Here is a 26048-nt window from a genome sequence, read left to right on the forward strand (position 1 = left end):
GCGTCGGCGGCGGCCTTGACCGCACCCGTCTCACCGTGGAACTCCAGGTAGCCGAACTGGCGTTCCACCACCAGCACGCCCGCCTGGACCTCGGCGTGCTTGAGGGCCACATCGGTGACGCCTTCGATGTCCAGTCCCGGTGCCACCTCGATGATCTGGGCGGCGACATCGGCGCGCGGCAGAGCACCCTTGATCCAGGTGCCCAGATACGACATGGTCTGCGGCTGCAGCCTGTCGATGAAGATGAACGAACGTAGTTCAGCCACGGGTCACCTCTTGATGAGTTGGGCGAGCTCCTCGACGACCAGCGCGCGCAGCTCGGCGCGCAGCGTGTCGAGGGTCGGATCGGCAGAGCGGGACACCGGGGCGGGGCGCCTCGGCGGGACGGGAAGTGCCACGGAGTCGTCGTTGGAGGCGCGGGGATAGGCCGGCACCGCGGAGTCGGGACTGCGCCACGGCGAGATGGCGGCGAAGCTGGGCATCGACACGCCGGCGTCGGCGTTGTAGGCGATCCGCGTCCAGTTCAGCAGGTTGTCCGGACGCAGGTTCTCCCCGATTCCGCTGCGCCCCACGAAGCCGGTGCCGATCGTCATCGACGGCGCCAGATTGGTCTCGAGTCCGGAGCTGCCGGTGCTGTTGCCGACGTTGACCGACACCCGCAGCACAGGGACCTGCGCAGCGAATTCGGTGACGACACGCGGGTCCTCGCTGTGAATGGCCGCGGAGTGTCCGGCGCCGGCGATACGCACGACGGCGCGGGCGGCGCGAACTCCGCGGTGGGCGTCGGCAACCGTGGTGAAACCAATTACCGGGCAGAGCTTTTCGTGTGTCAACACCTCTTCGGAGATGACGTCGGTGAACGGCGCGACCAGCAGCCGGGTCTTGGCCGTCACCCGGACTCCCGCGCGCTCGGCGATCCACGCCGCCGATCGACCCACCACCTCGGTGTTCAGCGCGCCGTCAGGGAACATGTACTCCCGAAGCCGTTGCGTCGCCTCGGCGTCGAGGATGTGCGCTCCGTTGCGGGTCAGCGCCGAGCTCAGCTTCGCTGCGATGGCGTCCTCGGCGATCAGCACCGACTCGTTGGTGCACAGCACCGAGTTGTCGAAAGCCTTGCTGTCGACGATGCGGCGGGCGGCGGCCTCGATGTCGGCGCTCGCATCCACGAAGACCGGCACGTTGCCCGGCCCGACGCCCAGGGCCGGGTTGCCCGACGAATAGGCGGCCCGGACCACGCCGGTGCCCCCGGTCGCGACGATGACATCGGTGCGTTCATCGGCCATCAGCGCCTCGACCAGAGGAATCGACGGCTCGGTCACCACCGACACGATGCCGTCGGGCGCGCCGGCCGCGACTGCGGCCTCGGCCAGCAACTGGGCCGCATCGACCGAGCACTGGCGGGCCCGGGGATGGGGGGCGACGACCACGGCGTTGCGGGTCATCAGCGCCAGGATCACCTTGAAGTACACCGTCGCAACGGGATTGGTCGTCGGTGCCAGGGCGAGCACCACCCCGGCCGGACGCGGGATCTCGACGATCTTCTGCTCGACGTCGACACGGGGCGAGACGAAGTCCTGGCCTCGGTAGAAGTCGAGGATGCCGCGCGAGCAGGCCCGGTTCTTGACCACCTTGTCGGCGACCACGCCCATCTGGGTCTCGGCCACCGCGGCCGCGGCGAAGCGCTCGGCTTCGGCATGGCCGGCTTCGGCGACCGCGTTGACGATCGCGCTGACGGCACTCTGGTCGTACTCGGCGTAGGCGGCCGCGGCCCAGCGGGCACGTTCCAGCAGGTGGCCGGCCTGGTTGATGGTGGTCACACCTTTCTCCGTCCGGTAGCGGCGGCCTGAGCCCGGCCGACGGCGACGTCGAGTCGGTCCAGGACGTCCTCGCAGAGGTCGCGTCCCAGCAGCAGACCCGGTTTGAACTGCAGGACACGGGGATCCAGCGTCGAGAAGATGGCCCACACGCCGAGTTCGTAGAGTTCCCGCATCACGAACTTGGCGCCTTCGGGATGGTCGAACTCCAGCCCGATCACCACGCCGTTCTGCCGGATACCGACGAACCAATCGGGATGGTCGGCCTGGATCCGCGCCAGCCCGTGGGAGAAGATGTCGGCGATGTAGTGGACCGAGGACCTGACCTCGGGGCGCGAGGTGATCTCGAGGGTCTTGATTGCCGCGACACATCCCAGTTCCGCGCCGCCGAACGTGGAGATGTGGCCGAAGCCGTCCTCGTCGAGCCACTGGGCGGCGCGGTTGCTGAGCATCGCGGCGGTGATCGGGTACATACCGCCGGAGAGCCCCTTGCCCGACACCATGATGTCGGGGTCGATGCCGTGCTTGGTGATTCCCCACATCTCGCCGGTACGCATCAGCCCGGTCTGCACCTCGTCGGCGATGTAGAGCGCGTCGTAGCGCGTGCACAGGTCCCGCACCGCTTCCAGGTAGCCCGGCGGCGGAAGCGGGAACCCGTAGGTCGCGGGGATCGTCTCCATGATCACCGCGGCCACGTCGCGTCCGCGCAGCGCCTGTTCCATCGCGTCGACGTCGCCGAACGGCACCTGGATGAACTCGTCCGGCTGGTCGGCGAGGAACATCTTGGCGAACCGGTCGTCGCCGGTGGCGACCGCCAGACCGGTGTGTCCGTGATAGGCCTTGATGATCGAGACGATCTTGCGGCGCTTGGTCGCATGGCGTGCGCTCTTGAGCGCGATGTCGATGGCCTCGCCCCCGCCGGACCCGAACGCGACCTTGGAGATCGATTGAGGCGCCGACTCCACCAGCTTCTGGGCCAGCGCGGTGCGTGCCACGGACGGGAAGTGATGGTTACCGACGTCGAAGTACTGCATGCCCTCGGTGAGAGCCTGCATGACCTCGGGGTTGCGGTGACCCAGGTTGTAGGTTCCGCCGTTGAGGTGCATGTCGATGAGCCGGCGCCCGCTCATGTCCCACAGGAAGTAGCCCTCCCGCCGGTCGATGACGAGATCGACGCCGGTATCGGTCCAGAACTGGGTCTTGTCAGGATTCCAGAACTCTTTCGCGCGTTCCAGGACCTGGGTCTTGGACTCGAACGAGAACGTGCCGTAGTCGTACACCGGGCTCCCTGCCATGAGTGGTAAGTCCCGGCCAGCGTAAAAAGGTTGACCATTTGTGTCAATAGCGCGAACCGAAGCGTTCTAGCGGTTGCGCGATCTAATTGGTAGTGCCAATATACGCACGGTTGATGTGGTCTGGACCACAACAACTCCTACCGTTCACTGGGGAAGGTATGCACACAGGATGACTGATCGCGTCGTGGATCACGACAAAACAACAGGTGAACCGGTCCAACGGCTCAAGCGCAACGCTGTGGGGACCATCGGCGTCATTTTCATGGCGGTGGCCACGGCCGCGCCCATCACGGCAATGGTCGGTAACGTTCCGATCGCCGTCGGGTTCGGAAATGGTTCACATGCACCTGCCGGTTACATCGTCGCGACGGTGGTGCTCGGGCTGTTCGCCATCGGCTACGCCACGATGGCCAAGCACATCACCGCCACCGGCGCGTTCTACGGCTACATCTCGCACGGACTCGGCCGGGTGGTCGGGATGGCTGCCGGCCTGCTCATCACGCTGGCCTACGTGGTGTTCGAAGCGTCGCTGATCGGCATCTTCTCGTTCTTCACCCAGAACCTGGTGTCGTCGCTGTTCGGGATCACGATCCCCTGGATCCTGCCGGCGCTGCTGATGCTCGCGCTCAACGCGATCCTGACCTACTTCGACGTCAACCTCACGGCCAAGGTGCTCGGGGTCTTCCTGATCACCGAGATCGTCATGCTCGCTCTGGGCGCTGTGGCCGTGCTGGTGCAGGGTGGCGGGCCGGACGGCTTCGCGATCGGCGAGACGCTGAACCCGATCGGTGCGTTCACCCCCGCGGCCGTGGCAGGCGCCAGCGCGGGGCTGGGCTTGTTCTTCGCGTTCTGGTCGTGGGTCGGGTTCGAGTCGACGGCCATGTACGGCGAGGAGTCCAAGGACCCCAAGCGAATCATCCCGCGCGCGACCATGATCGCGGTGCTGGGCGTCGGTCTGTTCTATGTGTTCGTTTCGTGGATGGCCATCGCCGGCACCGGCCCGCAGCGTGCCGTCGAGCTGGCCCAGGACGCCGACACGGCCTCGGAGATCTTCTTCGGACCGGTGCGCGGCACCTACGGCGAGTGGGCGATCACGGTGTTCAACATCCTGTTGGTCTCCGGTTCGTTCGCGTGTGGCATGGCATTCCACAACTGCGCCTCGCGATACCTGTACGCGCTGGGTCGCGAGGGCCTGTCCGTCAAGCTGCAGCGCACCCTGGGGGCCACCCATCCCACCCACGGATCGCCCTACGTGGCGTCCTTCGTCCAGAGCGGCATCTCGCTGGTGCTGATCCTGGCGTTCCTGTTCGCGGGCATGGACCCCTACGTGCACATGTACACGCTGTTAGCGATCCTCGGCACCATGGCGATTCTGATCGTGCAGTCGCTGTGCGCCTTCGCCATCATCGCCTACTTCCACTTCCACAAGATGCATCCGTCCAGCGCGCACTGGTTCAAGACGTTCCTCGCGCCCCTGCTCGGTGGTTCGGGCATGCTCTACGTGGTGTATCTGCTGTGGGAGCACAAGGAGTCGGCGGCAGGGACGGCATCGGGCACGTTGCTGTTCAAGCTGACGCCGTGGATCGTGGTCGGTGTGTTCGCCATCGGTGCCGCGCTTGCGCTGTACTTCAAGTTCCGCGACTCTCGCCGCTATGAGCTGATCGGCCGGATCGTCTACGACGACAGCGAAGTTCGGGACTGATCCGCTGGCCACCAGGACTGAGGAGGAACGCGCCGTGCAAGAGCTGGGTCGATTCCGGGTGCTCGACGAAAAGCCGGTGAACCTCGACGGCTTCAGTGTCGCCGATGCCGACCTCGGCCTGGTGGCCATGCGCAGTCCACATGACCCGAGCCCGTCGCTGGTGATCGACGGCGGTGTCGTCACCGAACTCGACGGCAAGTCCGCCGCCGACTTCGACGTCATCGACGAATTCGTCGCCCGCTACGGCATCGACCTCGCGGTCGCCGATGAGGCGATGGCGCTCGACGACGCTGTGCTCGCGCGCATGGCCGTCGACGTCAACGTGCCGCGTGCGGAGGTGGTGCGGCTGATCGGCGGCACCACCCCCGCCAAGCTGGCCCGGGTGCTCGCCCTGATGTCGCCGGTGGAGATGCAGATGGCGATGGCCAAGATGCGGGCCCGTCGCACGCCGAGCAATCAGGCCCACGTGACCAACCAACTCGACGACCCGCTGCTCATCGCCGCCGACGCTGCGGCTGCGGTGGCCTACGGGTTCCGGGAGGTCGAGACGACGGTGCCGGTGCTCGGCGACGCGGCCTCCAACGCCGTCGCGCTGCTGATCGGCTCACAGGTCGGTACGCCGGGAGCGTTGGCGCAGTGCTCGATCGAGGAAGCGCTCGAGCTGCGTCTGGGGCTGCGTGGACTGACCAGCTATGCCGAGACCATCTCGATCTACGGCACCGAGCAGGTGTTCGTCGACGGTGACGACACTCCCTTCAGCAAGGCCATCCTGACCTCGGCTTACGCCTCGCGAGGACTGAAGATGCGGGTGACCAGCGGTGGCGGCGCCGAGGTGCTGATGGGCGCGGCGGAGCGTTGTTCGATCCTCTACCTGGAGTCTCGGTGCGTGTCGCTGGCGCGCGCCCTGGGCTCTCAGGGCGTGCAGAACGGCGGCATCGACGGTGTCGGGGTGGTGGCGTCGGTGCCCGACGGCATGAAAGAGCTCCTCGCCGAGAACCTGATGGTGATGATGCGCGACCTCGAGTCGTGCGCGGGCAACGACAACCTGATCTCCGAGTCCGACATCCGCCGCAGCGCGCACACGCTGCCGGTACTGCTGGCCGGAGCGGACTTCGTCTTCTCCGGATTCGGCTCGATCCCGCGGTACGACAACGCCTTCGCGCTGTCGAACTTCAACTCCGACGACATGGACGACTTCCTGGTGCTGCAGCGGGACTGGGGCGCCGACGGGGGCCTGCGCACGGTGTCGCCAGAACATCTGGCGGCGGTGCGCCGCCGCGCGGCGACGGCGGTGCAAGCCGTCTACCGTGATCTCGGGCTGGCGGATTACGACGACGAGCGGGTCGAGCAGGTGGTCGCCGCCAACGGGTCCCGCGACCTGCCGGCCGGGCACCCGAAGATGGTGGCCGAAGCCGCCGCGTCGATCGAGGCCCGACAGTTGACGGTGTTCGACGTCGTCGCGTCGTTGCACCGCACCGGCTACCCCGAGGAGGCCGAGTCGATCATGCGGTTGACCCGCGAACGCATGGGCGGGGACCAGCTGCAGACCTCGGCGATCTTCGACGACCAGTTCCGGGTGCTGTCCAAGATCACCGATCCGAACGACTATGCCGGCCCCGGAACGGGTTACGTCCTCGACGATGCGCGGCGCGCCGAGATCGACGCGATCCGGCAACAGCGCTCGACCGCCGAGCTGACCGCCGATCAGGCTGAGCACCAGGACCACGTCCTCGTGACCGAGGTCGAACCCGCCCGCCAGGGCAGCGACCCCCGCGAAGTGTGCATCGGCCTGTCGCCGACGTGGGGACGCAGTGTCTGGCTCAGCCTCTGCGGCCTCACGGTGGGCGAGGTCCTGCGACAGATCTCCGCCGGTCTCGAGGAGGAGGGCTGTGTGCCGCGCCTGGTCCGGGTGCGGTCCACGATCGATGTCGGACTGATCGGCCTGACCGCGGCTCGGCTGTCGGGATCGGGAATCGGGATCGGGTTGCAGGGCAAGGGGACCGCGCTGATCCACCGCCGCGACCTCGCACCGCTGGCCAACCTCGAATTGTTCAGTGTGGCACCGCTGCTCACCCCGCAGATGTACCGCGAACTGGGCAAGAACGCAGCGCGGCACGCCAAGGGGATGGCGCCGGTGCCCATCTTCACCGGCGGCACGGACGAGTCGATCTCGGCGCGGTATCACGCCCGCGCGGTGGCCCTCGTGGCCCTGGAGCGCCAGGCGTGTGAACCCGGCGAACCCCCTGTCACGGTGGAGGTGAGGCGGGCATGAACACTCGGCGCGAGATCCTGACTGTGGCGAACGCGGTCGACGGAAAGCTCGGGTTGACCCAGCTGCGCATGGACCCGGCGGTGCTGGCCCAGCAGGCGGTGGTCGCCGAGGACGGCGGTAATCCGCAGCTGGCCGAAAACTTCCTGCGCGCAGCCGAAATGGCGACGATGGACGACGAGGACGTGATGAACCTCTACGAGGCGCTGCGTCCGCACCGCTCGACCGGTGCCGAACTGGAGGCGCTGCGGGTATCGCTGGAGCGGCGGGGTGCGGCACGCTGCGCCGAGCTGGTGCGCCAGGCGGCCGACGCCTACACCCGCAGGGGTCTGCTGCGGTGACGACCCGTCGCGGGGTGATCGTCGCCGGCATCGACGTCGGCAATCACACCACCGAACTCGTGCTGTCGTGTGTGCACGACGGTGAGGTCACCCCGCAGGCTCACGGTCACGCGCCCACGCGAGGCCGTAAAGGATCGCTGGAGTCCCTGCAGGGTGCCGCGGCACTACTGCACCGGGTCGAGGTCGACACGGGGCTGTACGCCGACGATTTGGTGATCTCGGCGTTGCGGCCGGTCGATACCGCGACCGCCCCGATGCCGCCCGCGTCGACGCCGGGCGCCCCCGTGCGCAGTCTGCGCCGACCCGACGCCAGTACCGCGGGCGGCACCGGATACGGAGTGGGACGCCATGTTTCGCTGCATGCGCTGACGCAGGCGCCGAGCGATGAGCCGGTCGTGGTCTCCGTCGACTCGGATACCGATTTCGAGGCGGCGGCCTCCGCGCTGGCGGCGGCTGACCGGGGTGGCTGGCAGATCGTCGGGGTGCTGGCCGCCCAGGACGACGCGGTGCTGATCCGTAACCGCATCCCGTTCGACGTGCCGGTCGTCGACGAAGTCGACCTGAGCGGGGTCGCGCCCGATGCGCTGATCGCCGTCGAGGTGGTGGCCGAGGGCCGGGCGTACCGCGCCACGGCAGACCCGATCGCGCTGGCCGCAGCCCTGAAACTCCCTGCCGACAGGCTCGTTCAGGTGGCGGAGTTCTGCCGCGAACTCGCGGACTCTGCCGCCATCGCCGTCACCGCGAGCACCAGGCCCGCCGCGCCGCCCGACCGGGACGAGGACTTCGCCGACTGCCGGGTCGGGGGCGAGCTCCGCCGCTACTCGCTGGCCCACGCCCACGCCGTGTTGCGGCAGGCTCCGCCCGGCTGCGTCGAGTTCATCAGACTCGGGAAGGTGCCTACGGCCAAAAACGGCCTGGCGGTGCATGATGCGTTCTTCACCGACCTCGGCGCGGTGGACAACGGGGCGTGGCTGCGACGCGGTCTGGTCGAGGCGTCGGGCACCGTGGTGGCGCTGCTGGCCGCCGACGACGTCGACGACGCGGCCGCGACTCTGACGGAACTCACCGGTCGGCCCGCGCGAACCCTGGCCACCGAGCCCGAGGCGGCGGCGTGGGGTGCCCGCAGCACACCGGGCCTGCCCGCCGACACGATGGTCTGCGATATCGGCGGCGGCACCATCGATCTCATCGGTTCCGCGCGCTCGGTGGTGGCCGCGGGCGCGGGCGAGGCCGTCACCGTGGCGGTCGCTCACGTGCTGGGTGTGCCACGCGCGCTGGCCGAGCAGGTCAAGAGGTCCCCGGCCGTGCGCGTGGAGGGTCCGCATGTCGCGCACGAGGAAGACGGTCGGCGCGTGTTCCTGGATGCGCCGGCGCAGTCCGACGCGATCGGTCGACTGTGTACGAGGGGACCGGCCGGCCTGGTTCCCTTCTCGAGCCGGCTTGCGGCCGAAGAGTGGCGCAGTCTGCGGTTGGCCATCAAGCAGGAAACGTTGGCGGCCAACATCGCCCGAGCGCTTCGTGGGTTCGACCGCCCACCCTCGGCGTTGGTGCTGGCCGGCGGAGGTGCGCTGGACGATGAGCTGATGCGCTCTGTCTCGGAGGCGTTGCGGACCGTCCCGGTCGTCGTCGGACGCGCGAACGTCCTCGGTGTGCACGGTCCGCGGTTCGCGGTGGCCTCCGGGCTGGTGGAGATGTACGCCGCGGGTCGCTAGCGTCCCAGTTCGGCCAGCTTGGGCACCGCGGGGGACATGGCCTCGATCCAGGAAGCCGGTGCTCCTGTGGTCGGTGTGATGATCGCGGTGTCTATGCCGAGCTTGGCGTAGTCGGCCATGTGGGTGACGAAGGCGTCGAGAGTGTCGGGTTCTGGGCGAGGGTTGTTGGCCAGGATGGTCTTTCGGATGCTGGCGTAGTCTCGGCCGAGTTCGTCGCAGTGCCGGCGCAGCACGTCGAGCTTGTGGGCGACATCGTCGGGGGAGCTTCCGAACAGATTGCAGGCATCGCCGTACTGGGCCACCAGTCGCAGCGTCTTGCGTTCACCACCGCCGCCGATCAGCACCTTGGGGCGGTTGATCGGTTGTGGCGAGCACAGGGTCTCGGCGAGTTGGTAGTGCGTGCCCTCGAACGGCCCGTTGTCGGCCGGATCCCACATCTGATTGCAGATCTGCAGGGTCTCTTCGAGTCGTTCGAAGCGTTCGGCCAACGCAGGATAGGGCACCCCGAGGCCGAGGTGCTCGCGTTCGAACCACGCGGCACCGATACCGAGCACCGCGCGACCGCCGGAGAGGATGTCGAGCGTTGTGACGATCTTGGCGAGCAGACCCGGGTGGCGGTAGGTGACGCCGGTGACGAGCAGTCCGAGGTCGACCGAGGTGGTGTGCGCGGCCAGGTAGCCCAGCGAGGTGTAGCCCTCGAGCATGTTGGCCTCGGCGGGCAGGCCGGTGGGTTCGATCTGGAAGAAGTGATCCATGAAAGACAGCCACGTCGCGCCGGCTGCCTCAGCGGCCTGGCCGACGGCGGCGAGCTCGCCGGCGATCGCGGTGGGGCCGCCGTCGATGTCGAAGACGGGAATGTGGAATCCGAGGTCCATGTCCGCTGCAATGCGTCAGCTCCCGCGCGCATTCCTCGTGGCGGAGAAAAGGCCGTCGAGCGCTTGTGCGACGTGATCCTGCCACGTCCCGGGTTCGACGCGGTGCACCGCCGTGTCGCCCAGGAAAGCGCTGGAGATGACGACGTCCGGGCTCAGCGTTGCCAGCAGGCGCAGGCTCTCTGCCAAGGTGTGCCGGTCGCTCATGCCGTCCAGATAGCCGGCCCACCAATCACCGTCCGGGGTGCGGATCACGGTGTCCCCGGTGAACAGGTAGCGACCCTCGGCGCCGGGGACGAGGTAGCAGGTGCTCCCGGGGGTGTGGCCGGGGGTGGGGATGACCTCGACCCCGTTGCTGTCGACGTGACGGCTGCCGAGTGGGACGTCGACGCGGTGGTGCTCGGCGATGTCGTCGAGCTCGGCCAGCGGCGCGCGGAGCGTCGAACCGAACTGGCGGGCAATCCCTTTCAGCATCGGTCCGGCTTCGTCGCGGTGCGACAGGTAGTGATGGGTGACGCCGCCGAGGTCGGACAGTTGGTCGAACTCGGCGTCTGTGGCCGGCGAGTAGAACAGCGCATTGGCGGCCGTCCAGAGGTAGGCGTGGGTGGTCAGCCCGGGGAAGGGGTTGTCGGGTCGGGTTTCCCAGAGGTCTGTCAGGACTTGTCTCATGCGCTCAGAGTGCAACCTCAACAATTGTTCAGGTCAAGGGGTGGGTATCCCCAATCGCGAATTCATCCACAGGTTGCGCCTGGTAGCCGATTCGGCGGGTTCTTGGCGGCCGCGGCGAAAGTAGACTCGCTCATATGTTCGATGGTTCGCTCACTGGTCCGCCCGCGCTGGCACAGGCGTCGAACCGCGAACTGATCGACGCGATCGCCGGATGGTCGAGTGCCGCGGCCGCCGCCGAAGCCCGCAAATTCGCCGCGCTGGCCGAATGGCGAGGCCGCACCGCTGACTCCGACCCACAGCGTCAGAAGTGGGCGTGCGACCCGGTCGATGACGCAGCCGCGCAGGTGGCATGCGCGCTCAACGTCTCCCACGGCCGGGCGCTCACCCTGATGGACACCGGGGTTCTGCTGCGCGACAAGCTGCCCCGCCTCAACAACCGGTTCCTCGCCGGACAGGTCAGCGAGCGGGTGGTGGCCCGTATCGTGTGGCTGTGCGGGCTGGTCGTCGACGATCAGGTGTGGGCCGGGCTGGACGAACAGTTCGCTGCGGCCGCAGCCTCGTGGGGCGTGCTGTCCGGTGACAAACTCGACGCCGCGATCACGGTGTGGCTGCACACCCTGGACCCCGATGCGGTCCGCCAGGCTCGCGACCAGCACCGCAACCGGGATTTCCGCGTCGGGCGCCGTGACGACGTAACCAGCACCACCAGCGTGTTCGGCCGCGTCAACTCCATCGATGCGGCCATCGCCGCTCGACGTCTCAAGGCCATGGTCAACAGTGTGTGCCCCGACGACCCGAGAACCCTGGCCCAGAAACGCGCCGACGCGTTCGGCGCCGTGTTCGCGGGGGCATTTCACCTGAACTGCCAGTGCGGCAGGCCCGAATGCCTGGCCGCCACTGTTCCCGACGCCCGCGCCACCAGCGTCGTCGTTCACGTCGTCGCCGATCAGGCGTCCCTCGACGCCGCCCCTGACGCCGAACCCGAACCAGAGATCGACGTCCCGCCCAGAACCCGGTCGGATGCCGCTCCTGCGCCGCAGCCCGCAGCCGACCCCGGAACGAGCTCCGAGCCTCCGGACAGCCTTGATCCTGACCCCGCCCCTGGGCCGGCACCCGAGCCCACGGCCACCCCCGAACCGGCACCCACCTCGGTCAATGGGCCCCTGCACCTTGCCCGTCCGGCGGTGATTCTCGGGCTGCGGGGGGCCGTGCTGCCCGTGGCTCTGCTGGCCGAGGTCATCGCGCGCGGCGCCAAAGTTCGTACCGTAGCCGACCCCCGCGATCTCCCTGTCAACCCGGGCTATCGGCCGACCACAGCTCAAGACGAGTTCGTACGGTGTCGCGACCTGACTTGTCGCGTACCAGGCTGCGACCGGCCTGCGATTGACATCGACCTCGACCACAGCGCGCCCTGGCCTGCCGGGCCGACCCACCCGGACAACCTCAATGCCAAATGCCGTCTGCACCATCTGCTGAAGACCTTCTGGGAGGGCTGGCGCGAACAGCAATGTCCCGATGGGACGTTGACGATCACCACCCCCACCGGGCACGTGTACACCACCAAACCGTTCTCGGCGCTGCTGTTTCCGTCCTGGATCACCACCGGTCGGAGCGATGCGGCGCCACCCCGGCCAGCACCAGCCGCACCGCCCCCGAGCCCGGGGCGGGGACTGATGATGCCGCTACGCCAGCGGACCCGCGCGCAGAACCGCGCGGCGTACATCGTGCGTGCTCGCACGCACAACGCCATTGCGCGAGAACTCGACCGCGCCGCCGCGGAGAAAGCCGCGCAAGAGCGCCGCGCCCGGCGCGAGGCCATTCCCCACAACCCACGGGATCCCGGATGGCACGCCCGCCAGGAGGCTGTCGACGCCATCCGGAGCTCCATGAACCGCCCAATCGTGTACGGCCGCAGCGACGATCCGCCTCCGTTCTGACGGGTTACTGGCGGGCCATGGCCACCCGTAGCGCCTCCTGAGGAGACACGAGGTGGTTGTCTGCGACCGCCGCGTCGGCGATGGCGAGCTGAACACCCTTCACCCGCCCGGTGAACCGGGTGGCGCCCGCGCGGTAGTCGGGCGACACCGCCGATCCGGAGTCCAGGCCGACGTCGCAGCCGTCGTCGGCGGAGAAGATGATCGGCAGCGTGGCCTCGACCTCCCCGCTGCCCACCTGCTGTCCGTCCACGTACAGCGTGACCGTCCCGCCGCCGCCCGGAGTGTCGCCGCCGTGGTAGTCGAACTCCATCCGGACCTGATGATCACCCGCGGGCAGGGGATCCGCTGACTGGGCGTAGAAATGCCTGATACCGCCGAGGTTGTAGCAGTACTTCAGCTTGCCTTCGTGGGCATAGAGACTCCACCCGCCGATGTTCGCGCCCTGCGCGATGATGACGCCCTGCACCCCGGACTCCGGCACCACGATCTCGGCGGTCACCGAGTGGGACCTGTTCTTCATGTTGAGCACACTGTGCTCGGACAGGTGCCCCATACCGCCGAACAGCACCTGGGTGTTCCCACGGACCAGGACCGGCCGCCCCGCCACATCGGGGTTCATCCGCCGCGCCAGGTCGTCATCGAGGGGCAACACGTTGTAGCGGGTCGCCTCGATGAGCCACAACCGTTGCAGCTCATGCAGCTTGTCGGGCATCTCCCGGGCGAGGTCGCGGGCCTGGCTCCAGTCGGTGGTGGTGTCGTAGAGCTCCCAGACGTCGTCGTCGAATGACGGAACGTCCTCACCGATCAGCAACCACGGCGTCTTGTGCCTCGTCACCGCAGTCCAACCCTTGTGGTAGATCCCGCGATTGCCGAACATCTCGAAGTACTGCGTCTCGTGCCGGTCCGGCGCCGTGGCATCGTTGAACGAGTACAGCATGCTGGTTCCCTCGATGGGGGACTGCTGCACCCCGTTGACGAACAGCGGTTCCGGCAGACCGGCGACCTCCAGCAAGGTCGGCGCCACATCGATGACATGGTGGAACTGCCAACGCATCTCACCGCCGGACCCGATCCCCGCCGGCCAGTGCACGACCGTGCCGTTGCGGGTGCCACCCCAGTGTGACGCCACCTGCTTGGTCCACTGATACGGAGTGTCCATCGCATGCGCCCACCCCACCGCATAGTGGTTGTAGGAGTCGGGCCCGCCGAAGTCCTCGAGGTGCTCGGCGAGGAACTCGGGGGTTTCGAGGGCGGCCATGCCGTTGAAGTTCAGCATCTCGTTGTAGGTGCCGTTGATCGTGCCCTCGGCAGACGCGCCGTTGTCGCCGACGATGTAGTAGATCAAGGTGTCGTCGAGCACGCCGAGCTGCTGCAAGCTGTCGACGAGCCGGCCGACGTGGTGATCGGTGTACTCCAGGAAACCGGCGTACACCTCCATCTGCCGACGCAGCACAGGCTTGAGCTCCTCCGGCATCTCGGACCAGGCGGGGATCTCGGCGTGACGTGGTGTCAGCTCGCACTCCGGCGGTATGACACCGAGCTCCTTCTGGCGGGCGAAGGTCCGCTCCCGCAACGCGTCCCAGCCGTCGTCGAACTCGCCGCGGTATCGGTCCGCCCACTCCTTGGGGACGTGGTGTGGGGCGTGGGTGGCACCGGGGGCGAAGTAGACGAAGAACGGACGGTCCGGAGCCAGGGCCTTCTGCCGGCCGATCCAGCCGATCGCCTTGTCGGTCATGTCCTCCATGAAGTGGTAACCCGGGGTCTGGTCCACCTCGACCGGGTTGGTGCCCTCGAACAGCGTCGGATACCACTGGTTGGCCTCACCGCCGACGAACCCGTAGAAGTACTCGAAGCCGCCGCCGCCGGTCGGCCAAGCGTCGAACGGTCCCACTGGGCTGGTTTCCCACACCGGTACCTCATGGCACTTGCCGAACTGGGCGGTGTTGTAGCCATTGAGCTTCAGCGTGCGAGCGATCGGCGACATGGTGTTGGGCAGGATGGAGTTGTATCCTGGTGCACCGGTGGCGATCTCGGTGATGCCGCCCATACCGACCGAATGGTGGTTGCGGCCCGTGAGCAGTGCCTGCCGTGTCGGCGAGCACAGCGCCGTGGTGTGGAAACGGTTGTAGCGCAAGCCGTCATCGGCCAGCCGCTCCGCGGTCGGCGTGCGACAGGGACCGCCGAACGCGCTGGACGCGCCGAACCCGACGTCGTCGAGCAGCACGACGAGGACGTTGGGGGCGCCGTCCGGCGGCAGCACCGGCTGGATCGGCGGATAACTGGTATCGGGGTCCTTGGCGTCGAAGGTGATCAGTCCTTGGCGGGGCTCAGCTGGGATCGGAAGATGCGTCCGCTGCATGTCGAGGTCCTCGATTCGTGTCGCGGCCGAAGAGTTGATCTTGACCAACGCCGACCCTAGAGGGCAGGACCTCCCCGCGCACCCAGTCCCGGCACGATGTCATCAAGCCGGAACGTCACGGGACGGTCGAGTTGCTCGTAGGTGCACGAGCTGGGGTCGCGGTCCGGACGCCAGCGGTTGAACTGGGCGGTGTGGCGGAACCGCTCGCCTTCCATGTGGTCGTACCGCACCTCGACCACGCGCTCGGGGCGCAACGGGACGAAGGACAGATCCTTGCCTGCGTTCCACCGTGAGCCGCCACCGTAGCGGCGCACGGTCTCCGGGTCCATCTGCGCCGCCCAGTTCCAGGGATGCTCGTCGAACGAGGTGACCAACGGCTGCAGTTCGGCGAACAACGCCCGTCGACGCGCCATCGGGAACGCGCCGATCACCCCGACCGAGGCCAGCGTCCCGTCGTCGCGGTAGAGCCCGAGCAGCAGCGAGCCGATCGCATCGGCGCCCGACTTGTGCACCCGGTACCCCGCGACCACACAGTCGGCGGTCCGGGCATGCTTGATCTTGAACATCACCCGCTTGTCGGGCACGTATCGGCCGTCGAGCGGCTTGGCGATGATGCCGTCGAGCCCGGCCCCCTCGAACTCGTCGAACCAGCGGTTCGCGACGCGCAGATCGGTGGTCGCCGGTGTCACGTGGATGACCGGACCGCACCCGGACAGCGCGTCGACCAGCGCGGCGCGGCGCTCGGCGAACGGTCGCGGCGTGTAGTCGACGTCACCGAGCGCCAGCAGGTCGAACGCGATGAACGCCGCCGGGGTCTGACCGGCCAGCATCCGCACCCGCGACGCGGCGGGATGTAGCCGCAGCTGCAACGCCTCGAAGTCCAGCGCGTCGCCGGCGGCGATCACGATCTCGCCGTCGACCACGCAGCGGTCCGGCAACTCGGCGCGGGCGGCGTCGGCCAGTTCGGGAAAGTAGCGGGTCATCGGGCGCTCGTTGCGGCTGCCGAGCTCTACCTCGTCGCCGTCGCGGAACAGGATGGAGCGGAACCCGTCCCACTTCGGCTCGTAGGACGCGTCCGGTGGGATCGTGCCGACCGACTTGGCCAGCATCGGCGGCACGGGCGGCATGACGGGCAACTGCACGACGACCCCCCCGATGATTTGGTCCGGACACCCGAGTCTGTCAGAGGGTGGACGTAAGAATGGGGGGTGTGGACCTCCCCGTGCAGCCCCCACTGGAGCCGATGCTCGCCAAAGCTCAGGCCACGGTGCCGGCCGACGAGGGGGTCTGGTCCTACGAACCGAAGTGGGACGGGTTCCGGGCGCTGGTCTTCCGCGACGGCGACGACGTGCTGCTGCTCTCCCGCAGCGGCAAGGATCTGGGTCGCTATTTCCCCGAGGTCATCGACGCGGTACGCGACGAGCTCGCGCCGCGCTGCGTTCTGGACGGGGAGATCGTCGTGCCCAGGGAGATCGCCGGCCGGACACGGCTGGACTGGGAGTCGCTGAGCCAGCGCATCCACCCCGCCGAGTCGCGGATCTCGATGTTGGCCGAACAGACCCCGGCGCACTTCATCGGTTTCGACGCCCTCGCCGTCGGCGACGACTCGCTGCTGCGCGCGCCGTTCCGGGACCGTCGGGAGGCGCTGCGGGAATCCGTCGCGGAGAAACAGTGGTGCCATGTCACCCGCACCACCGAGGACCCGGAGCTCGCCACTCGGTGGCTCGCGGAGTTCGAAGGCGCCGGGCTCGACGGCGTGATCGCCAAGCGGCTCGACGGCACCTACCTGCCCGGCAAACGGGAGATGGTGAAGATCAAGCACCACCGCGACGCCGACTGTGTGGCCATCGGCTATCGCGTTCACAAGAGCGGCGAAGGGGTGGGCTCGATCCTGCTCGGTCTGTACCGCGACGACGGTGAACTGCAGATGGTCGGCGGTGCCGCCTCGTTCACCGCCAAAGCCCGGTTGGCGTTGCTGGCCGACCTCGAGCCGCTGCGCATCGGTGACGACCTGCGCGACGGCGAACCCAGCCGCTGGAACTCGGCGGCGGACAAGCGCTGGATCCCGGTGCGTCCCGAGCGGGTCTGCGAGGTGGCCTACGACCAGATGGAGGGCCTGCGATTCCGGCACGCGGTGAAGTTCCTGCGCTGGCGGCCCGACCGGGATCCCGCCGGCTGCACGTTCGACCAGCTCGACGTGCCGCTGAACTACGACCTCGACGACGTGCTGGAGAGATGATGGCAAGCGCTGCAACCGAACTGGACGTCGACGGGGTCGCGGTCCGGCTGACCAACCCCGACAAGCCGTACTTCCCGAAACTCGGCAAGGACGGGACGAAGGGCAAGCTCGTCGACTACTACCTCGCCGTGGCCGAACCGATGGTCACCCTGCTGCGGGACCGGCCGGTGCATCTGCAGCGGTTCCCCGACGGGATCGACGGTGAGGAGATCTACCAGAAACGGGTGCCGCAGAAGCATCCCGACTATCTCGAGACGTGCACGGTGACGTTCCCGTCCGGTCGCACCGCCGACGCGCTGAAGATCACCCACCCGTCGGCGATCATCTGGGCGGCGCAGATGGGCACCGTCACGCTGCACCCCTGGCAGGTGCGGTGCCCGGACACCGAACATCCCGACGAACTGCGCATCGACCTCGACCCGCAACCCGGCACCGGTTTCGCCGAGGCCGCCGAGGTCGCCACCGGGGTGCTCAAGCCGCTGCTCGACGAGCTCGGCCTGGTCGGCTACCCCAAGACGTCCGGCGGACGGGGAGTGCACGTGTTCGTGCGGATCGCCACGGACTGGGACTTCATCGCGGTGCGCCGTGCCGGCATCGCCCTGGCCCGCGAGATCGAGCGGCGCGCACCCGATGCGGTGACGACGTCATGGTGGAAGGAGGAACGCGGCCAGCGGATCTTCGTCGACTACAACCAGAACGCGCGGGATCGCACCTTCGCGTCGGCCTACTCGGCGCGCAAGACACCGATCGCGACCGTGTCGACGCCACTGAGCTGGGCGGACCTCGGCGACGCCGAACCCGACGACTACACCATCCGCACCGTCCCCGACCTCGTCGCCTCCCGGCCCGACCCGTGGGCCGGCATCGACGACGACGCCCAATCGATCGCACCGCTGTTGGACATGGTGGCCGCCGACGAGGAACGCGGGCTCGGTGACCTGCCCTATCCGCCGAGCTACCCGAAGATGCCGGGCGAACCGCCGCGGGTGCAGCCCAGCAAGAAGGTGGCCGAGCACTGGGACGAACACGGCAACCGGGTGAGCGACTAGCGCAAGCCCGCCCGATACCCTGCTGTGCATGCGGTGGACCGTCGTTCGTAAGCTGCTCGCCGCGCTGGCCATCTTCGGGATGCTGGCCTCCGGGATCGGCTTGGCTTCGTACGTGATCTTCAACAGTCCCGACCAGCAGGCGAGCGCGCCGGTGCGGACACCGCCGAAGCCGCCGCCCCCGTCGGTGCCGACCACCGACGAATTCCTGATCGGGGTGGTGGTCACCGCGCAGAACTGCGACCCGCCCGACGCGTGCGTGTACACGTACACCATCGATCCGCAGTACGTGGGGCTGCATCCGTTCCCGGACACTCCGTTCACCGTCGAGTACGAGGTCGCCGGGGGACACCAGCCGCAGCCCGGCAGCTTCACCGTCGAGGGGGAGAAGGCCCAGATCCTCAAGGACGTCAAGGTTGAGGGGCCGCCCGGCGCGCAACTCCAGGCCAGGGTCCTGCGCGTCTTCGAAGGGCGGCCGGAGGGAACACCGCCGCCATGACGACACCACCGGAACGCAGTCGCTGGATCCGCAACTTCCGCCCGGCCCCGGACGCCGGCATGCGGCTGGTCTGTTTCCCCCACGCGGGTGGGTCGGCCAGCTACTACTTCCCGATGGCCACCGCGCTGTCGCCCGAGTTCGACGTCTATGCGGTCCAGTACCCGGGCCGCCAGGACCGCCACAGTGAGCCGTTCGTCGAGTCGATCGCCGAGCTCGCCGAACAGGTGGTGGACGAGCTGCAACCGGTCCTGGACGCGCCGGTCGCGCTGTTCGGGCACAGCATGGGCGCGGTGCTGGCCTTCGAGGTCGCCCACCGGCTCGAGGCCCGCGGCGGCCGACGGCCGGCCGTCGTGTTCGCATCCGGGTCGCGCGCACCGAGTCGCTACGGCGACGAGCAGGACCACAAGAACGACACCGACCTGATCCAGGTGATGCGCGACCTGGGCGGCACCGACCCCCGGGTGCTGAACAATCCCGACATGCTGGCCACGTTCCTGCCGGCCTTCCGCAACGACTACCGGGCACTGCAGGCCTACCGGCAGGCGCCCACGGTCGCGATCGGCGCGCCGATCGTCGTGCTGACGGCCACCGACGATCCGAAGACCAGCCTCGCCGACGCCCGCGCCTGGCATGAGCACACGGCGGGCGGCGGCGACGTGCACACCTTCACCGGCGGCCATTTCTTCCTCGAGAAGCAGCCGCAACGCGTCATCGAGGTCGTCACCCGGGCGCTGCGCGCGAACGGCTGACGGTGCTAGCGGGGCACCACCCCGCGCGGCTGGGGCAGCGGCAGGTCGTTGTAGGTGGCGATGCCCGGGGCCGCGGCGACGACGGCCGGAATGGCGTGGATGGGCGGCATCGCCGTCATGATGTGGCCGAGCACGAAGAAGTCCTCGAGAGTCGTGGCGTTCTCGATCATGTCCGGCGGGGGCAGGAAGCCGACCTGCATGTTCACGGTGGGCCGCCCGTCGATGGTGATCTTCCAGCCGTCGCCGTCGAGTTGCCAGTCCGGTTCCAGCGTCTGGCCTTTCTTCCAGCGCACGTTGATGTCGATGACGGTGCGCCCGTCGATGCGGCCCTGCCAGCTGGCGAACACGCCGGCGACGTGGCCGGCCTTGATGGTCCACGACGCCATCGGGAGGTCCTCGGTGGTCTGGGCGTATTCGGACTCGCAGACGATCTCGTCGAGCTCGATGCCCAGCGCGTCGGCGACCAGCTGCACCGCCTCGGCGAACACGGCGGTGCCCTGGGCGGCCATCGGCTCGAGGGCCGGATCGTCGATGGCCATGTCGAAGCCGACGGGCCGCTCGGTGTCGGGGGAGTCGTAGAGGGTGGTGTCGGCGGATTCGGCGATCGTCACCTTGTCGATGCGATCGCACGCCGTACCCGCCACGATGGCCAGCAGTTCGGCGAATCCGGGGCTCACCCCGGAGCCGAACAGCGTGGATCCGCCGCGCTGGCATGCCTCGGCGAGTTTGTCCCGGCCGTCGCCGAGGTTTCCGCCGGTGATGAACGACGCCGAGGCGACCACGTTCACGCCGGCCTCCAGGATGCGGACGAGCTCGTCGACGTCGATCCACATCGGGTTGTACACCACCGCGTCGGGCTTGAGGGCCAGCAGTGCGTCCACGTCGTCGGTGGCGGCGACGCCGATCGGACCGATACCCGCCAGCTCCCCGACGTCGCGGCCGACCTTATCCTCTGACCAGGCATAACAGCCGATCAGTTGGAGCGTGGGGTTGCGCGCGATCGCCGCGACCGAGCTCTTGCCGACATTTCCCGTCGTCCATTGGACGACCCGATGGGGAGCAGTGTTGGGCACTCGCTCAGCATAGGGTCAGCCGGACGACGGCCCAGGCCGTTTCCGGTGATTCAGGGCGTCAGTACGGCTTTGCCGTCCCTCGGCACCCCGGTGCTGTCGACCCACGTCAGGTCGAGCACGTCGCCGGGATAGTGCCGGTCGAGCACGCGGGTCAACGTGTTGGTCGAGTCCAGCGTGACTCCGTCGAGCACCAGCAGCACATCGCCGGCGCGCAGGCCCGCCAGGTCGGCCGGTCCGCCGACCATGACCTCCTGGATCAACACACCCGGTTGGTCGCGCGGCGTGGTGCGCACCCCGACGCCGAGCAGGACCGGCGGGCCGATGTGCACCTGGTCGGAGGCCATACCCGCCTGGATCTGTCCGGCGATGCCGATCGCGTCGTTGATCGGGATCGCGAACCCCTTGCCGCCCGGACCCATCCGGAAGTTCACCGACGCCGCCGTCGTGATGCCGACGACCTGCCCGGCGCCGTTGACGACCGGTCCGCCGGAGTCGCCGGCACGCACCGGCGCGGCGAACTCGATGAGCCCGGTCAACTCGTCGGAGGTGCCGGTCAGGGTGTCCTCGGCCTGCACGGTCCGGCCGAACCCGGTCACGGTGCCGACCTCACGGGTCAGCGGCGCCTCGCTGCCCATGGCGTTGCCCAGCGCGACGACCGGCTCGCCGGGAACCAGGACATTCGCATCACCGATGACCGCGGGAGTCAGTCCGCCGGCGCCGATGAGCTGGATGACGGCGATGTCGCGGTCGCGGTTGTAGCCCACCATCCGAGCCGGGTAGGTGCGCCCGCCCACGGTGCCGGTGACTCGGTCGGCTCCCTGGACGACGTGGAAGTTGGTCAATACCTGACCGTTGGGTTCCAGCACGATGCCGGTGCCGGCGCCGATGACGCCCTGGTACTCCACGGCGGTGTCGAGGCGCACCACCGACGGCTCAGCTGCGGCGGCCGCAGCGATCGGGTCGGCAGGCGCGGCCGCGGCCGGGGCGACCGGCGCGACCAGGGTGAGGACCGCCGCCAACAGGATCGGCAGCAGTCGAACGCGGGGAAACAGGCCCATACCCATCAATAGTGGCTGCGCATGCCGCCGCTGTCGATGTGGCCTGCTGCGCTCAGTCCTCGACCGCGACATTGCCGCGGGCCTTCTTGCGTCGGCCCAGCAGCGTTCCTTTGCCGGTGGGACGCCGATTCTGCAAGGTGGCGTCGCTGTCGGTGGTGGCGGACTCCGGGGCGGTTTCGGGCCCGGCCGTCACAGTTGGTTCATCAGTCGCCGTCTCGGCATCGGCGTCCTCGGTGCCCTCGGGATCGTCGGTGTCCTCGGTGTCCTCGGTTGCCTCGGTGGCCTCAGCGTCCTCGGTGTCCTCGGCGTCCTTCGAGCCGCGGCGCGACGTGCGCTGCTTGACCTTCACCGGTTTGGGCGGCGGCGGGGGCAGTTCGGCCACGTAGGCCAGGTAGAAACCGAACATACCGAGGAGGGCGACAGCGGCCGCGGCACCGTAGATGCCGAACAGCCATTGCCCGGCCGTGTTCAGGGACAGCCAGATCTCGCTGACGGCCGCGCCGATGATCAGGGCGCCGGCCAGCACGTGCAGGACGATCGAGAGGGTGCGCAGCTTCAGCGCCAGCGCCGGGGTGCCGAACTCGGGCTTGCGGGTGCGCAGCAGCGTGAACACCACCGGAAGCGCGGCCAGACCGATCAGGGCACCGGTGACGATGCGCATCGCCGTGCCCAGCGTGTGAGACGTCTGCCCCATCAGTTCCGGAGTTCGGGGCAGCACGAAGAAGAAGTAGAGGACACCGGCGGCAAGGGAGAACGACGCGTGCCAGATCACCGCAACGGTGCGGCCCATAAGCCTCCTCGATCGTGGTGCCCGGGATGCGGCCGGGTGGGCCGCACCCCGGGCTGAGTGCGGAGGATGCGGGATTTGAACCCGCGAGGGCTGTTAACCCAACCCGCGTTCCAGGCGAGCGCCATAGGCCACTAGGCGAATCCTCCGCCGGTCATGGTAACCGACGGCCCCGGCCGGCTACCAAAACCACGTCACGTCCTCCTCGCCGCAGCCCGCCCGGACGCGGGTTATAGACTCGGGTCGGACCCCGCGCGGCGTCCATCCTGTGAACTCCCCCAGGGCCGGAAGGCAGCAAGGGTCAACGGGCTCTGGCGGGTGCGCGGGGTCCCCTGACGTTTCGAGAGTCCATACGGCGAAAGGCCAGCGGTGTCGTTTGAGTCCCTGGGCCGCGACGAACTGCTCGCCCAGCATGAACTGCAGCAGCGCAACTACACCGAACTGCAGGCCAAGCGCCTGACCCTGGACCTGACCCGCGGCAAACCGTCCCCCGCGCAGCTGGATCTGTCCAACGCGCTGTTGAGCCTTCCCGGTGACGGCCCCGACGCCTACCGCGACGGTGACGGCACCGACACGCGTAACTACGGCGGGTTGCACGGCCTGCCCGAGCTGCGGGCCATCTTCGGTGAGTTGCTCGGCATCCCGGTGCCCAACCTGATCGCCGGCAACAACGCCAGCCTCGAGCTGATGCATGACGTCGTGGTGTTCTCGCTGCTGCACGGCGGCGTGGACTCGCCGCGCCCCTGGATCGACGAACTGCGCGACGGCCCCGGCGTGAAGTTCCTGTGCCCGGCGCCCGGTTACGACCGCCACTTCGCGATCACCGAGAGCCTGGGTATCGAGATGATTCCGGTTCCGTTGCGTGAGGACGGTCCGGACGTCGACCTGATCGAGGAGCTCGTCGCGGCGGATCCGGCCATCAAGGGCATGTGGTGCGTGCCGGTGTACGCGAATCCCACAGGTACCACGTACTCGTGGGATACGGTGCGCCGTCTGGTCCAGATGGACACCGCGGCAAGTGATTTCCGGCTGATGTGGGACAACGCCTACGCGGTGCACACACTCACCCACGAGTTCGTCAAGCAGGTCGACGTGCTCGGGCTGGCGGCGGCGGCCAACCACGCCAACCGGCCGCTGGTGTTCGCCTCCACGTCGAAGATCACCTTCGCCGGGGCCGGGGTCAGCTTCCTGGGCGGCTCGCTGGGCAACATCGCGTGGTACCTGCAGCATGCCGCCAAGCAGACCATCGGGCCCGACAAGGTCAACCAGTTGCGGCATCTGCGCTTCTTCGGCGACGCCGACGGGGTGCGGCTGCACATGCGACGCCACCAGGAATTGCTCGCCCCGAAGTTCGCGCTGGTCCTGGAGATCCTCGAGGACCGGCTCGGCGACGCCAAGATCGCGTCGTGGACCGAGCCCAAAGGCGGCTACTTCGTCAGCCTCGACGTGTTGCCCGGGACGGCCAAGCGCACGGTGGCGCTGGCGAAGGAAGCCGGTATCGCGGTCACCGAGGCCGGTGCATCGTTCCCGTACCGAAAAGACCCGGACGACAAGAACATCCGCATCGCGCCCACGTTCCCGGGCACCTCCGATCTGCGCACCGCCATCGACGGACTCGCGACGTGCGCATTGCTGTCGGCGACAGAGTCACTGCTGGCCGACACGTAGTCGGTCGGGGTCGGTAGCCTCTTCGGCGTGGCTCTCTACCGCAAGTACCGTCCGGCGACTTTCGCAGAAGTCATCGGCCAGGAACACGTCACCGAGCCGCTGTCGACCGCGCTCGACTCCGGCCGCATCAACCACGCCTACCTGTTCTCCGGGCCGCGCGGCTGCGGCAAGACCTCCTCGGCGCGGATCCTGGCCCGGTCGCTGAACTGCGTGCAGGGGCCCACGGCCAGTCCGTGCGGCGTGTGCGACTCATGCGTCGCGCTGGCACCGAACGGCCCCGGCAACGTCGACGTCGTCGAGCTCGACGCCGCCAGCCACGGCGGTGTCGACGACACCCGCGAACTGCGTGACCGCGCGTTCTACGCGCCGGCCCAGTCGCGCTACCGCATCTTCATCGTCGACGAGGCCCACATGGTCACCACGGCGGGGTTCAACGCCCTGCTCAAGATCGTCGAAGAGCCACCCGAGCACCTGATCTTCGTGTTCGCCACGACCGAACCGGAGAAGGTGCTGCCGACCATCCGGTCGCGCACCCACCACTACCCGTTCCGCCTGCTGGCCCCGCGCACCATGCGCACACTGATCGAGAAGATCGTCGCCTCCGAGCAGGTCGAGGTCGACGACGCGGTGTACCCGCTGGTCATCCGCGCCGGCGGAGGATCGCCCCGCGACACGCTGAGCGTCCTGGACCAGCTGCTCGCCGGTGCCGAGAGCAACCGCATCGGCTACCAGCGCGCGCTGGCTCTGCTCGGCGCCACCGACATCGCGCTGATCGACGATGCGATCGACGCGCTGGCCGCCGGCGACGGTGCCGCGCTGTTCAGCGCGGTCGAAGGTGTCGTCGACGCCGGTCACGATCCGCGTCGCTTCGCCACCGACCTGCTGGAGAGATTCCGGGACCTGATCGTCATGCAGCTGGTGCCCGACGCGGTCACCCGCGGAGTGGTCGACGGTCCCGAGGACGTGCTGGAGCGAATGCGTGAACAGGCTTCCAAGCTCGGCACAGCCACGCTGACCCGCTACGCCGAGGTGATGCACGCGGGGCTCGGTGAGATGCGGGGCGCCACCGCGCCGCGTCTGCTTCTCGAGGTGGCGTGTGCCCGGCTGCTGCTGCCCTCGGCCAGCGACACCGAGGCGGCGGTGCTGCAGCGTGTCGAGCGCATCGAGAAGCGACTCGAGATGTCGATTCCCGCCGGCGAAGAGGCGTCGGCCGTCGTCGCGCCACCGAAACAGTTCGTCCGCAAGACCGTCCGGGACGCCCAGGCCACGGCCGAGGAGGCCGGGCCCGCCCCCGCTGCTCAGGCACCCCCGGCCGCTGCACCCACTGCACCGGCGCCTCAGCCTCCCGCATTCCCTGCGGCGCAGCCTCCTGCGGCCCGGCCCCGCGAACCTGCCCCGGCGCCTCAGCCTCCTGCGGCCCAGCCAGCTCCGCCCCCCGCACCCGCCGCGCCTGCGGCCGCGGCGCAACCCAACGCTGCCGCGGTGCGCAGTATGTGGACCACGGTGCGGGAGAAGGTGCGCGAACGCAGCCGGACCACCGAGGTGATGCTCGCGGGCGCGATCGTCCGGGCGGTCGAAGACAACACGCTGATCCTCAGCCACGAGTCGGCGCCGCTGGCCAAACGTCTCTGCGAGCAGCGCAACGCCGACGTCATCGCCGAAGCCCTGCGCGACGCGCTCGGCGTGAACTGGCGGGTCGTCTGCGAAGCGGGGGCCGCCCCGGCGGCCGCGCCCGAACCGGCCGCGCCTCGGCCCAGCGCCCCCGCGACCGAGCCGGCCGCACCCCGGCGGCGCGTCCCCGAACCTCCGCCACCCGAACCCGTGCCCGAGGACGACGAAGAAAGCATGCTGGCCGAAGCGGGCAACGCCGACCCGCATGTTCCGCGCCGCGACCCGGAGGAAGCCGCGCTGGAACTTCTGCAGAGCGAACTGGGCGCGCGGCGCATCGACGGCGCCTAG

20 protein-coding genes, 1 tRNA gene, 1 other RNA gene and 1 pseudogene are annotated in these 26048 nt (G+C 68.6%); 12 read left to right on the top strand and 11 right to left on the bottom strand.

Annotated elements, in window-relative coordinates; all coding sequences use genetic code 11:
• The 3 genes and pseudogenes from J3476_RS27820 to J3476_RS04445 all read right to left on the bottom strand — a co-directional run.
• A pseudogene (locus J3476_RS27820) lies at positions 1–266 on the bottom strand (BMC domain-containing protein); the annotation flags it as partial.
• A 3-nt stretch (positions 267–269) separates the two neighbouring features.
• Entirely contained in the window at positions 270–1817 is a 1548-nt protein-coding gene (locus tag J3476_RS04440; RefSeq protein ID WP_207065331.1) for an aldehyde dehydrogenase family protein, read from the bottom strand.
• A complete protein-coding gene (locus J3476_RS04445) occupies positions 1814–3094 on the bottom strand; it encodes an aminotransferase class III-fold pyridoxal phosphate-dependent enzyme (RefSeq protein WP_207065403.1) in 1281 nt (426 codons plus the stop codon). Before J3476_RS04445 ends, J3476_RS04440 begins: the two co-directional genes overlap by 4 nt.
• Before the next feature lie 184 nt (positions 3095–3278).
• Here J3476_RS04445 and J3476_RS04450 point away from each other — a divergent pair, with 184 nt between their 5' ends.
• Genes J3476_RS04450 through J3476_RS04465 form a run of 4 tightly spaced genes read left to right on the top strand, consistent with a single transcriptional unit; the run spans position 3279 to position 9133 of the window.
• On the top strand, positions 3279–4811 hold the full coding sequence (locus J3476_RS04450; protein WP_207065332.1) for an APC family permease: 1533 nt from the start codon (positions 3279–3281) through the stop codon (positions 4809–4811).
• 34 nt (positions 4812–4845) lie between these two features.
• A complete protein-coding gene (locus J3476_RS04455) occupies positions 4846–7083 on the top strand; it encodes a propanediol/glycerol family dehydratase large subunit (protein ID WP_207065333.1) in 2238 nt (745 codons plus the stop codon).
• The gene (locus tag J3476_RS04460; protein ID WP_207065334.1) at positions 7080–7421 is read left to right on the top strand and encodes a diol dehydratase small subunit; all 342 of its coding nucleotides are present in this window, start codon (positions 7080–7082) and stop codon (positions 7419–7421) included. Before J3476_RS04455 ends, J3476_RS04460 begins: the two co-directional genes overlap by 4 nt.
• The gene (locus J3476_RS04465) at positions 7418–9133 is read left to right on the top strand and encodes a diol dehydratase reactivase ATPase-like domain-containing protein (protein WP_286182602.1); all 1716 of its coding nucleotides are present in this window, start codon (positions 7418–7420) and stop codon (positions 9131–9133) included. Before J3476_RS04460 ends, J3476_RS04465 begins: the two co-directional genes overlap by 4 nt.
• Here the strand turns inward: J3476_RS04465 and J3476_RS04470 are convergent.
• A complete protein-coding gene (locus tag J3476_RS04470; RefSeq protein ID WP_207065335.1) occupies positions 9130–10008 on the bottom strand; it encodes an LLM class F420-dependent oxidoreductase in 879 nt (292 codons plus the stop codon). The two genes, J3476_RS04465 and J3476_RS04470, sit on opposite strands and share 4 nt — an antisense overlap.
• Before the next feature lie 15 nt (positions 10009–10023).
• Entirely contained in the window at positions 10024–10674 is a 651-nt protein-coding gene (locus J3476_RS04475) for an MBL fold metallo-hydrolase (protein ID WP_207065336.1), read from the bottom strand.
• 134 nt (positions 10675–10808) lie between these two features.
• On the opposite strand from J3476_RS04475, the gene J3476_RS04480 reads away from it, so the two are divergent.
• Positions 10809–12611, top strand: coding sequence for an HNH endonuclease signature motif containing protein (locus J3476_RS04480; RefSeq protein WP_207065337.1), 1803 nt, complete (start codon positions 10809–10811; stop codon positions 12609–12611).
• Between the two features lie 4 nt (positions 12612–12615).
• Here the strand turns inward: J3476_RS04480 and J3476_RS04485 are convergent, their stop codons facing one another.
• On the bottom strand, positions 12616–14970 hold the full coding sequence (locus J3476_RS04485) for an arylsulfatase (protein ID WP_207065338.1): 2355 nt from the start codon (positions 14968–14970) through the stop codon (positions 12616–12618).
• 56 nt (positions 14971–15026) lie between these two features.
• Positions 15027–16112 (bottom strand): ATP-dependent DNA ligase, encoded by a 1086-nt coding sequence (locus tag J3476_RS04490; protein ID WP_207065339.1) that lies wholly within the window; start codon positions 16110–16112, stop codon positions 15027–15029.
• A 59-nt stretch (positions 16113–16171) separates the two neighbouring features.
• Here J3476_RS04490 and J3476_RS04495 point away from each other — a divergent pair, with 59 nt between their 5' ends.
• From J3476_RS04495 to J3476_RS04510, 4 genes are read left to right on the top strand one after another with little or no spacing between them, the layout of a single operon-like run.
• Positions 16172–17209, top strand: coding sequence for an ATP-dependent DNA ligase (locus J3476_RS04495; protein WP_207065340.1), 1038 nt, complete (start codon positions 16172–16174; stop codon positions 17207–17209).
• Positions 17209–18258, top strand: coding sequence for a non-homologous end-joining DNA ligase (gene ligD, locus J3476_RS04500; protein ID WP_207065341.1), 1050 nt, complete (start codon positions 17209–17211; stop codon positions 18256–18258). Before J3476_RS04495 ends, ligD begins: the two co-directional genes overlap by 1 nt.
• Before the next feature lie 28 nt (positions 18259–18286).
• Positions 18287–18754: a hypothetical protein gene (locus tag J3476_RS04505; RefSeq protein WP_207065342.1), complete on the top strand. Its 468-nt coding sequence runs from the start codon at positions 18287–18289 to the stop codon at positions 18752–18754.
• Positions 18751–19503, top strand: a complete 753-nt coding sequence (locus tag J3476_RS04510) for a thioesterase II family protein (protein WP_207065343.1) — start codon at positions 18751–18753, stop codon at positions 19501–19503. The genes J3476_RS04505 and J3476_RS04510 overlap by 4 nt, the downstream gene beginning before the upstream one ends.
• A gap of 5 nt (positions 19504–19508) precedes the next feature.
• On the opposite strand, the gene J3476_RS04515 is transcribed toward J3476_RS04510, so the two are convergent.
• From J3476_RS04515 to J3476_RS04530, 4 genes are all read right to left on the bottom strand, one after another.
• A complete protein-coding gene (locus J3476_RS04515; RefSeq protein ID WP_207065344.1) occupies positions 19509–20576 on the bottom strand; it encodes a dihydrodipicolinate reductase in 1068 nt (355 codons plus the stop codon).
• A gap of 50 nt (positions 20577–20626) precedes the next feature.
• Complete coding sequence (locus J3476_RS04520; RefSeq protein ID WP_373889022.1) at positions 20627–21640, bottom strand: S1C family serine protease; 1014 nt, start codon at positions 21638–21640, stop codon at positions 20627–20629.
• 46 nt (positions 21641–21686) lie between these two features.
• Positions 21687–22424, bottom strand: a complete 738-nt coding sequence (locus tag J3476_RS04525) for a hypothetical protein (protein WP_207065347.1) — start codon at positions 22422–22424, stop codon at positions 21687–21689.
• A gap of 60 nt (positions 22425–22484) precedes the next feature.
• Positions 22485–22570 (bottom strand) — tRNA-Ser (locus J3476_RS04530).
• Positions 22571–22663: 93 nt separating this feature from the next.
• Here J3476_RS04530 and ffs point away from each other — a divergent pair.
• From ffs to J3476_RS04545, 3 genes are all read left to right on the top strand, one after another.
• Positions 22664–22758, top strand: an RNA gene (ffs, locus tag J3476_RS04535) — signal recognition particle sRNA small type.
• Positions 22759–22790: 32 nt separating this feature from the next.
• Entirely contained in the window at positions 22791–24089 is a 1299-nt protein-coding gene (locus J3476_RS04540; protein WP_207065348.1) for an aminotransferase class I/II-fold pyridoxal phosphate-dependent enzyme, read from the top strand.
• Between the two features lie 27 nt (positions 24090–24116).
• Positions 24117–26048, top strand: a complete 1932-nt coding sequence (locus J3476_RS04545; RefSeq protein ID WP_207065349.1) for a DNA polymerase III subunits gamma/tau — start codon at positions 24117–24119, stop codon at positions 26046–26048.

It is taken from the genome of Mycobacterium sp. PO1 (genome assembly GCF_017312405.1).
In the GTDB taxonomy this organism is placed as follows: domain Bacteria; phylum Actinomycetota; class Actinomycetes; order Mycobacteriales; family Mycobacteriaceae; genus Mycobacterium.

Bases quoted from the DNA above. Each gene is read 5' to 3' on its own strand.
- J3476_RS04450 (WP_207065332.1), top strand. From the start codon at position 3,279: ATGACTGATCGCGTCGTGGATCACGACAAAACAACAGGTGAACCGGTC.
- J3476_RS04460 (WP_207065334.1), top strand. From the start codon at position 7,080: ATGAACACTCGGCGCGAGATCCTGACTGTGGCGAACGCGGTCGACGGA.
- J3476_RS04470 (WP_207065335.1), bottom strand. From the start codon at position 10,008: ATGGACCTCGGATTCCACATTCCCGTCTTCGACATCGACGGCGGCCCC.
- J3476_RS04475 (WP_207065336.1), bottom strand. From the start codon at position 10,674: ATGAGACAAGTCCTGACAGACCTCTGGGAAACCCGACCCGACAACCCC.
- J3476_RS04480 (WP_207065337.1), top strand. From the start codon at position 10,809: ATGTTCGATGGTTCGCTCACTGGTCCGCCCGCGCTGGCACAGGCGTCG.
- J3476_RS04485 (WP_207065338.1), bottom strand. From the start codon at position 14,970: ATGCAGCGGACGCATCTTCCGATCCCAGCTGAGCCCCGCCAAGGACTG.
- J3476_RS04495 (WP_207065340.1), top strand. From the start codon at position 16,172: ATGGGGGGTGTGGACCTCCCCGTGCAGCCCCCACTGGAGCCGATGCTC.
- ligD (WP_207065341.1), top strand. From the start codon at position 17,209: ATGGCAAGCGCTGCAACCGAACTGGACGTCGACGGGGTCGCGGTCCGG.
- J3476_RS04505 (WP_207065342.1), top strand. From the start codon at position 18,287: ATGCGGTGGACCGTCGTTCGTAAGCTGCTCGCCGCGCTGGCCATCTTC.
- J3476_RS04510 (WP_207065343.1), top strand. From the start codon at position 18,751: ATGACGACACCACCGGAACGCAGTCGCTGGATCCGCAACTTCCGCCCG.
- J3476_RS04520 (WP_373889022.1), bottom strand. From the start codon at position 21,640: ATGGGTATGGGCCTGTTTCCCCGCGTTCGACTGCTGCCGATCCTGTTG.
- J3476_RS04525 (WP_207065347.1), bottom strand. From the start codon at position 22,424: ATGGGCCGCACCGTTGCGGTGATCTGGCACGCGTCGTTCTCCCTTGCC.